General features: G+C 62.9%; 7 protein-coding genes. 4 read left to right on the forward strand and 3 right to left on the reverse strand.

Annotated elements, in window-relative coordinates:
• The 3 genes from PF446_RS01400 to PF446_RS01410 form a co-directional block, all read right to left on the reverse strand.
• Positions 1 to 2,905 (reverse strand): hypothetical protein (locus PF446_RS01400; protein ID WP_298068960.1); only part of this gene is annotated, 2,905 nt, incomplete at its 3' end.
• Between the two features lie 473 nt (positions 2,906 to 3,378).
• Positions 3,379 to 4,770, reverse strand: coding sequence for an HD-GYP domain-containing protein (locus tag PF446_RS01405; protein WP_298068963.1), 1,392 nt, complete (start codon positions 4,768 to 4,770; stop codon positions 3,379 to 3,381).
• 351 nt (positions 4,771 to 5,121) lie between these two features.
• Positions 5,122 to 5,628 (reverse strand): hypothetical protein, encoded by a 507-nt coding sequence (locus PF446_RS01410; protein ID WP_298068964.1) that lies wholly within the window; start codon positions 5,626 to 5,628, stop codon positions 5,122 to 5,124.
• A gap of 476 nt (positions 5,629 to 6,104) precedes the next feature.
• Between PF446_RS01410 and PF446_RS01415 the strand changes: the two genes are divergently transcribed.
• From PF446_RS01415 to PF446_RS01430, 4 genes are all read left to right on the forward strand, one after another.
• Positions 6,105 to 6,278 (forward strand): hypothetical protein, encoded by a 174-nt coding sequence (locus PF446_RS01415; protein ID WP_298068966.1) that lies wholly within the window; start codon positions 6,105 to 6,107, stop codon positions 6,276 to 6,278.
• Between the two features lie 155 nt (positions 6,279 to 6,433).
• Positions 6,434 to 7,732: an APC family permease gene (locus PF446_RS01420; protein WP_298068968.1), complete on the forward strand. Its 1,299-nt coding sequence runs from the start codon at positions 6,434 to 6,436 to the stop codon at positions 7,730 to 7,732.
• Complete coding sequence (locus PF446_RS01425; RefSeq protein WP_298068970.1) at positions 7,729 to 8,481, forward strand: hypothetical protein; 753 nt, start codon at positions 7,729 to 7,731, stop codon at positions 8,479 to 8,481. The genes PF446_RS01420 and PF446_RS01425 overlap by 4 nt, the downstream gene beginning before the upstream one ends.
• Positions 8,482 to 8,509: 28 nt before the next feature.
• Positions 8,510 to 8,923, forward strand: a 414-nt coding sequence (locus PF446_RS01430) for a hypothetical protein (RefSeq protein WP_298068972.1), incomplete at its 3' end; no start/stop codon positions are given.

The raw sequence follows: 8,923 nt of genomic DNA on the forward strand, positions 1-8,923 counted from the left end.
CCTGTGCCTTGGCCTTGTCCATCGGGTGCCCGGCGATCGCCGCCTGCAGCTGGCCGCGCACGGCAATGGCGCGGTTGAGGGTGCGGTCCAGCGTATCCAGCACGCCGTGGATGCGTTGCTGCAGCGCCAGGCGCTGCTGCAGGCCGTCGGCGGCCGGATGCAGGCGTGGATCCAGCTTCACCTCGAACGTTTGCTTGGTCTTGTGCCCCTTGTAATCAAGCACCACGGTATAGCGGCCGGGCAATACGGTCGGGCCCTGTACCGAGTCGGGCAGCCCTCCGGCGGCCATTGGGGCCTGGAATCCGGTGACTTCCGTCGCGTCAGGATAGCGAAGGTTCCATTGGAAGCGGTTCATGCCGGCCTGGATGGCGGTGAGCTTTTCCTGTGCCGCCTGTTTTTTCTGCTCCGGTGTGCGGTTATCAAGAACCACGGCGCTGGGTTTGGGGTTCGACGCCTTCAGATGCAGGGCGAAATGACGAATCGGCTGTCCGTTGGCATCCTCAAACGTGAGGCTCACCGCCTGGTTGCCGTGGTAGCCGGTGGGTATATGGAAAAACACGGTGGCCCCGAACGGGGGGTTGGTCCCCACCGCGGGTATGCGCTTGGCATAGGGGCTGGTGCCGTAGGCATGGCTGAGCCATGCGGTTTCCGGCGCGTACACCTGGGCCGTGGCCGCGTTCACGGCCCCCAGCTGCGCGCGCTGTTCCAGCAGTGCAAGATTGTCCAGCACCCAGAATGCACGGCCGTGGGTGGCGGCCACCAGAGCGCCCTGTCGCGTATTGATGGCCAGATCGCGGACTTGCACCCTGGGCAGGTTCAGGCCCAGCGGCTGCCACTGCCCGCCGCCGTCAAAGCTGGCATAGACGGTGTTCTTGGTACCCAGAAACAGCAATCCTGGAACGTCGGGATCCTGGCGCACCACCGACACGTACGCATCGTCCGGCAGGCCGCGGGTGCGAAGTGTCCAGTGCGCGCCGAAGTCGGTGGTCTCGAACACATAGGGATGAAAGTCGTCCCACATGTAGCGCGAGGCGGTCAGCCACGCCGTGCCCCTGGCCACGTGCGAAGGCTCGATCGAGCTGATCTGCGCCCATTGCGGCAGGCCCTTGGGGGTCACGGCCTGCCAGTGCGAACCGCCGTCGGTGGTGACGTGTACCAGGCCGTCGGCCGAGCCGGCCCAGATCAGCTTGCCGTCCAGCGGCGAAGCCACCAGTGCCGAGATGTCCGGAAAGATCTCCGCGCCGGACTGGTCCAGGTCCACGGGACCGCCGCTGGGTTTCTCGGTGAGTGGATCGTTGCGGGTGAGATCGGGACTGATACGTGTCCAGCTCTCGCCGGCATTGCTGCTGGTCAGCACATATTGCGAGGCCAGCAGCAGCTCGTTCGGCTTGGCGGCGGAAAACAGGATCGGGTGGGTCCAGCCAAAACGGTATTTCAGTTCGTTGGCCGCCCCGCCTTCCTGGTATTCGGGCCATGGACTGACCTCGCGCGCCTGTCCGGTGGACATGTCGTAGCGCTGCAGGATGCTGTAATAGCCGCTGCCGAAGGTCACGTTCGGATCACCGGGCATCGGCGCGATGAACGTGCTCTCGCCATAGGCCACGTTGTGCCAGTCCCCCAGCGGAATCATGCCGTCGGATGTTGCACTGGGTCCCTCGAACGAGCCCTCGTCCTGCTGCGCGCCATAGATGTGGAACGGAAACTGCCCGTCCAGCGCCACATGGTAGAACTGCCCCGTGGGCTGGTTGTGTTCGCTGCTCCACGTCTTGCCGCCGTCCAGCGACACCGTGGCGCCACCGTCATTGCCCTCCAGCAGCAGCCTGGGGTCATGCGGATTGATCCATACGATGTGGTTGTCGCCATGCGGCGTGTGCAGTTTTGCGAAATGTTGGCCCCCGTCGTGCGAAACCCACAGTGCATCGACCTCCGGCACATACACGGTGTTGGCATCCCTGGGGTCGGCATAGATGCTCATGTAGTAGAACGCGCGCTGGCGCAGGCTCCATTTGTGGTTGACCCGGGCCCAGCTCGCACCGCCGTCGTTGGAACGGAATACCCCGCCGTCCTTTGCCTGCACGATGCTGTAGACCACATTCGGCTTGCTTGCGGCCACGCTGACTCCGATGCGACCCAGCACGCCTTGCGGAAATCCGCTGTGACGGGAAATGCGGGTCCAGCTCGCTCCGCTGTCGGTGCTCTTGTACAGGCCGCTGCCGGGTCCTCCATCGTCCAGTTTCCACGGCATGCGCCTGGCCTGCCACATGGCCGCGTACAGCACGTTCGGATGATGCGGAACCATCACCAGGTCGATCGCACCGGTCTTGGCATCGGTGTACAGGATCTTCTTCCAGCTCTTGCCACCGTCCACGGACTTGAACACGCCACGTTCGACATTGGACGTGAACACGTGCCCCATCGAGGAGGCATAGACCACGTCGGGGTTTTTCGGATCCACCACGATCGCGCTGATGGTGTGCGTCTTGGACAATCCTGCCGCATGCCAGGTCTTGCCGGCATCGTCGGAACGAAAGACACCGTCACCGGTGATCATGTCGCCGCGGATATCGCTCTCGCCGGTACCGACATAGATGATCTTGGGGTTGGAGGGGGCCACCGCGACGGCACCGATGCTGTCGCTGGAACCCGGCAGGGTCCCGTCGGTGATGTTGACCCACTTGTGGCCGTAGTCCGTGCTGCGCCAGACGCCGCCATCCACCGCGCCCATGTAGAACAGGTCGCGCTGGCTGGGCACTCCAGTCACCGCGACCACTCGGCCGCCGATCCACGGACCCACAGCCCGCCAGGCCATCTTGCCGGCGATGGCCGGGGCCGTTGGGCGGTTTCCGCTTGACGCGGCAGCGTGCACCGGTGGTCCGGACAGGCCGAACACCGTCAATGCGGTCACCGTTGCGAAACGGGCGAACCTGGAACATGCAATAAGGCACTTCATCGGATGAGCTCCTCCGTGCGGAAAGCGTTCCAGAGAATCCGGAACGCTTGAAACATTCGGCGAACGTCGCGGGCGGTACCCCATACGTGCCAGGCAAGGCGGGTTGACGAGGGACGCAAGCGAGCGCTGCGGGCGGTGGAATTTTTCACGCATGCATGGCCGTCGAAGATCCCCGGGTACAACCCCCTGTGAAACCTGGTGCCTCCCCAGCACGGCATCACCACTCCAGCATATGCCTCCTGCAGAGGAGCCGCCAGCGCTGACATGCGGGCGATGTCAAGGTCGGACGGATGACAAGGCCCGGTTTCATGTGTCGACAAGCGGACACATGTCAGGCTTGGTCCAGGGGAGGCGCCGCAGGTGAGTGCAGAGACTTGACGTTCCCGGCCATCTCCTTGGCACGGGCCAGGCTCAGGGATCGGCTCGGTTCAGGCCAGCCCGAGCGCCGGCAGCGCTTCGCGCAACGCGCTCAGGCAGGCCGGATCAATGGCGGCGCCTTGCTCATCCTCAAGAATGGCAAGCGCGCGGTCCACCGGCAACGCGGCACGATAAGGACGTTCGGCCGTCAACGCATCAAAAATGTCGGCGGTGGTGATGATGCGCGTTTCCAGCGGGATGTCGTCGCCGCGCAGGCCACGCGGATATCCCCGTCCGTCCAGACGCTCGTGGTGGGCACCGGCAATCCGGGCCAGATCCTCGAAGGGCGCCAGGCGCTTCAGGATGTCCTCGGTGAGCGCGGGGTGTCGACGGATCTGGACCCATTCGGCTTCGTCGAGCCGGCCCGGCTTGTCCAGCACGCTGTTGCTGACCCCCAGTTTGCCCAGGTCATGCAGCAGCGCGCCGCGACGGACCCAGGTCACGCGCGCCTCCTCCAGACCCATGCGGCGCGCAATAGCCTCGGCGTAGCGGCCCACGCGTTCGCTGTGGCCGTAGGTGAAGTGGCTCTTGGCATCTACGATCTGGGCGAAAGCCAGCGTGATGGCGTCCAGTTGAGCTTCGCTCGCAGGCAGATGACGCGGCCCCGGTTCCAGGTCCCACAGTCGCTGGCCGAAGTCCGGCTGAGCCATGGGCTGCCAGAAGGCCTCTTCTGCGCCGAGCGCACACAGGATGTCGGCGACCTGCGGATCGAACCAGGTTCCGCGACGCCGGCGGATCTCGAGCAAGGCTGCCTGCCGGCCGCCGACCTGGTGGAACACATCCGCGATCTGCGCGGCCAGTGCGATGCGCGAAAACAGCGGAATCGACTCGCCATCCTTGCGCTGCGGACGGCCAAGGCCATTCCAGTGCTCGTCCAGGTGGCGGATGCCCTCGGCCACGCCGTCGGGAAAACCCAGCTGCCGGGCCACCGCCGCGCCGCGCTCGCAGCGCGTGACCACCAGTTCATCGGCCAGTTGCTGGCCGTGCCGCATCAGATGCAGGATGCGCGACAGTCGCTGGTGCATGCGTGCGCCCGGTGCCGTATGCGCAAACACGAAACGGGCCAGCTGGCTGAGGCTGTCGCCGTCAACCTGAAAGAAATCCTTCTTGGTCACCCGGTCATCATGGGCATACAGCTCGCACAGGCGCTCGGCGTTGCTGCTGCAACCGGCATCCTTGAGCAGCAGCGTGTAATACAGCTCCCACAGTGCCTGCCTCGACAGCCCCATGGCCATGCCCACGTGCAAGCCGATCCAGCAGGCGCGCATGCAGTGCCCCGGCGGCTGGCCCTCGGTAAGGTCCAGGGCGTGGCTCAGCGCGCCGATGATCGAAGACAGGCGAAGCGTTTCGGTCGGCAGCGGCGTAGTGGTGGTCGGCGGGCTCTCGAGCGTGGTCTGCGACATGGGCATCTCCCGTGCATCAGCGTATCGGCGGTGTTTCGAACACAAATACGCAGCGGGGGACACGAAAGATGCATGCGACGTGGATCGGCACGGCTATCGGGGACGGTCCACTGACGCTCCTCCACTCTATCCAGCCCCCCACGGCAACCCATGCCTGTACGTCAAGTCGTATCGGAGCTGGCTCGTCCAGGATGCAAGCGACGACGACCTGCATCAGACTCGCCTGCATCTGGGAAAGAGCGGGATCTGGATGATGCAACATTCCGGACCATGATCGAAAGAACATCTGGAACGGTATCGTGCGATCAATCACGTGGATCGCCCAGGTGGGCCTCTATTGAATATGAAAGATCAATTCCCTCCACTCCCTTCCATGCCTTTTTCCTGCGCTCCCACGGCTGTTTCCAAGGCCAACAACTTGTCGAGCAGCACACCCATAGAAGCATCCTGCATAACCAGATGCGCCTGAATTTTCCTGGCTTCGTCGAGGATGGCGCCGGCGTCCTCATAGGTAGCGGCCGAACGTGCATCCGCGGCTGCGGCCTGAATGTTCTGCCCGACGATGATCACCGGCAGCAACACAAGCTGCAGGAACGTCTGCGCAACCCACGCCACAATGACGATCGGATCACCGCTCATCAATGCCGCTGGAAGACTGATCAGGGTGAGTGCGACGAAAGCGTAGGCACACCACATGGTCCCGACCGTGGTGGTAATCCCAAGCCCGACCCGCCGGTTGAACCGTGCGATGAGCCCATTACCGTGCAACAGCGCAGCGGATTGCTTGACCGTCGGCGGACCGTGCTCCTGGCGCTCGCTGAGACGCGCGTGGGGCTCATACTTGTAGGCATGACTCATCGGATTGTTCCTTGGCAGTGACCTTTGGGGGTGCGGCAACTTCGCAGGGGGGCGGCGTACCGGTGGCCCGCGAACAAGAATTGCAAAATCAAAGTTGAATCAATTGCCCCCGTGTGTCGTTCAGGGCCGCCCGGTTGAGCGGCAGCGCCTGCGAGCATCCACCGCGGACCTGTTGCTTGGTGAGGCGCGTTGCCAGCGCATGGCTGCCCTATGGACGCTCCGACAGCGTACGCGCAAGCGGAAGAGCAAGCGAACGATGAAGCTTGAATTGCATACGCCCGGACTGACCGCCGTCACCGACCGGACGCAAGCGAAAACACGATGCACTCATTGACAGCGGGCGAGCTGCACTCGAAGAAAGGAAACACCATGCGCAGGTGGCTCACAAAGTCTTGAGCGCCATTCAGCATGGCGCATGACTCACCGGTTCCCGGACGGGACATCAAACGGATTGGCCAATATCGCGGAGCAGACGCATGGGTACCTTCAGCATCATCGCCTTTAGCTTCTTGCTGACAGCGCTGATCTTCAGCCTCAAGAACCACGAACGCGTCAACACCCTTGAAAAGAAACTGAAGGATGTTGACGTCATCGCCAATAATTTCAGCTCCGAGGTCACGCCAGGGAAGCAGAAACCATCCGTCGAATGACGGGATGCAGGGCTTGCAACAGGGACCCGCGCCAATGGGAAGGACGGGTATTTTACCGACCGGAAGCCCTGCGCCCCCCTTTTTGCAAAAGATGCTGCGGAGTAACGTGTATCCGGAGTGTGATTGACGAGTGGACTGTTGCAGTGACGAAAAGCATGGACTCATCGACGTCAGGCGCCGGCAAACTCGGTGCGGTTCGGGTCTGGGCGCTGGCGGCGGGCGGCATGGTTGGCGGCGGGATCTACATCGCGCTGGGCGTGGTGATCTCCGTGGCGGCACAGTGGGCCTGGCTGAGTTTCATCATCGCCGGCGTGGTGGCAGTGATATCGGCCTTCAGCTATGCCCGGCTTTCGGTCAAGTACGGCAAGTCCGGTGGCGCATTCGAGTTTCTGGAAAAGATGGATCAGGACGGACTGGCGGGCAGCCTTTCCTGGCTGTTGATCATCGGGTACATCCTGACCATTTCCGTGTATGCCTATGCCTTCGGTCATTACGTGGCATTCGCTTTCCATGGCGGGGGATTGATGATCCGGGGCCTGGCGCTGCTCATCGGCTTCGGACTGGTGGGGCTGAATCTTGCAGGGCTTGGCAAGATGACCAGCATCGAGGTGGTCATCGTAAGCGGCAACCTGCTGATCCTGGTGGTGCTTGCGGTATGGGGCATGTGGCATTGGGCCCCGGTGGAACTGGTCGCGGGAATCGAGCCGCGACCGGCCTGGAGCGCCTTGATCGGCGCCGCCGCGATCTTCGTGTCCTACGAAGGTTTCCAGCTGCTGACCTACGAGTACGAGGAAGTCAGAAATGCCAAGAGGATCTTCCTTCCGGTGCTGGTTTCCGCAGCGATTTTCGTGGTGATTGTCTATATCGCGGTCACGCTGGGCGCGACCATGTTGGCGGGTGCCCTGACCATGGTGGAACAGAAACAGGTCGCGCTCTCGGTTGCGGCCACTCGCGCGGCAGGTTTCCCCGGCCTGGTGGTGATGACGGTGGCGGCAGGATTCGCCACTGCCGCGGCCATCAATTCGACCCTGTTCTCGACCGGCAAGCTGGCGGCGCGCGTGGCGCGAGCCGGTGAATTGCCGCAATGGTTCGATCACCAGAACCGCTTCGACGTACCGGACCGACCGATGATCCTGGTCGGCCTGATCGCCACGGTGCTGGCGATCATCGGTTCGCTGTCATCCCTGGTGGAAGCGGCCAGTCTGGTCTTCCTGGGCACATTCATGGTGGTGAACCTGATCTGCTGGAAGCAGATGCAGAGCGTCCGATGGGTGCCCATGGCGGGCGTTGTCCTGGGTGCCCTGGTGGGTATCGTGCTGGTCTTGCGATTGATGGTGTCCGCACCGGTCCCGCTGGCCATCCTGCTTGTGCTGGCCTTGCTGATATTCATCGGCCGGCCGGCCCTGCTTGAGCGTGTGAGCACGGAAGGAAACGGTCATGGAGAAAGCACGTGAACGGGGCTCGCGTACTGTCTGTCCTGTCAGCCTTGTGCGTATGGTCGTTGTCTTCATCTGCGGCAGCCGCGCCGGCCCAATTGCGCCTGATCAACCTGGTGCAAAAGACCGACGCGGTTCATGTCAGGCTCTGTCGGGAAGCCGATCACGCGTGCAGGACCGTCGACCTGCCCGCGGACACTGCCGGCGACACACTGTCGCTGAAGGCCGGACGCTACCGTTTTGAAGTGCGCGTCCATGGCCATGTGGCCAGCCATTTCCGCTACGGTCTTGGCGATGGCGAAAGCTACGGTCTGGCGCTATATGGCATCTACATGCCGCCGATGCACCAGAGCTGGATGACACGGGTCAAGGCAGCGCTTGGAGGCATCGACCATCGCCAGGTCAATGGATATCAACTGGGCCATCGCATGGTGATGATGCAGCCTGGACCTTCATCCGGACCGGCCATAGTGCGCATGGCCAACATGGCGCCCGGAAGCATGCCGGTATCGGGGCATTTCAAATCCGGCCAGCGCTCCGTGGCATTCGGTTCGGTGCCGTATGCGGATGTGGGTGAACGTGAGCGCATCAAACCGCAAGACGGTCGGCTTGGGATACGCCTTTCCGGCAGTCCCCGGGCATTAGTGACCCGTCCATTGCATCTGCCCCGGGGCTCGAACACGGTGGTCTATATGGTATCGGCGGATGCGGACCACCCCAGCATCGTGATCGACCAGCGTCCGCCGCGGCAAGCAACCACCAAGTAGGCCATGCCCGGGTAGCATCGCACGTGCCTTGCGCCTGCCGAAAGCAGGTTTCGCGCACATCCGTTCTTTTTCCCGTGCCTTTGCCGCCGTTCCTTTGTCGCGCTTACCCGACGTCGGCGACGGAGGGCGTCGGCGAGTCGTCGCGCCTGTCCTGGACCCGAAGGACACGGAACAGCACGATCCACAAGAGGACGCAGATCCCTCCGCTGATCACGGCATCGACGAGGAAGGCGCCCGGGACACCATGCCAGTCGAAGCCATGGCCATCAACGATTTCCATGTAGAAGATGGGAAAGTTCAAGGCGTTGGTGAGCACGGCAAAGATGGTGGCCGCCAGCGGGTTGCCTTTGCCGATCACGTCGAAAACGATCGCGAAAGCCGTGGCGAAGGACGCCGCCTGGAAAATGTTTTCGCCAAGGAAGATCAGTCCATAGACCACCGG

Origin of the sequence: Oleiagrimonas sp. (assembly GCF_027858935.1) — a bacterium.
Taxonomy (GTDB): Bacteria; Pseudomonadota; Gammaproteobacteria; order Xanthomonadales; family Rhodanobacteraceae; genus Oleiagrimonas.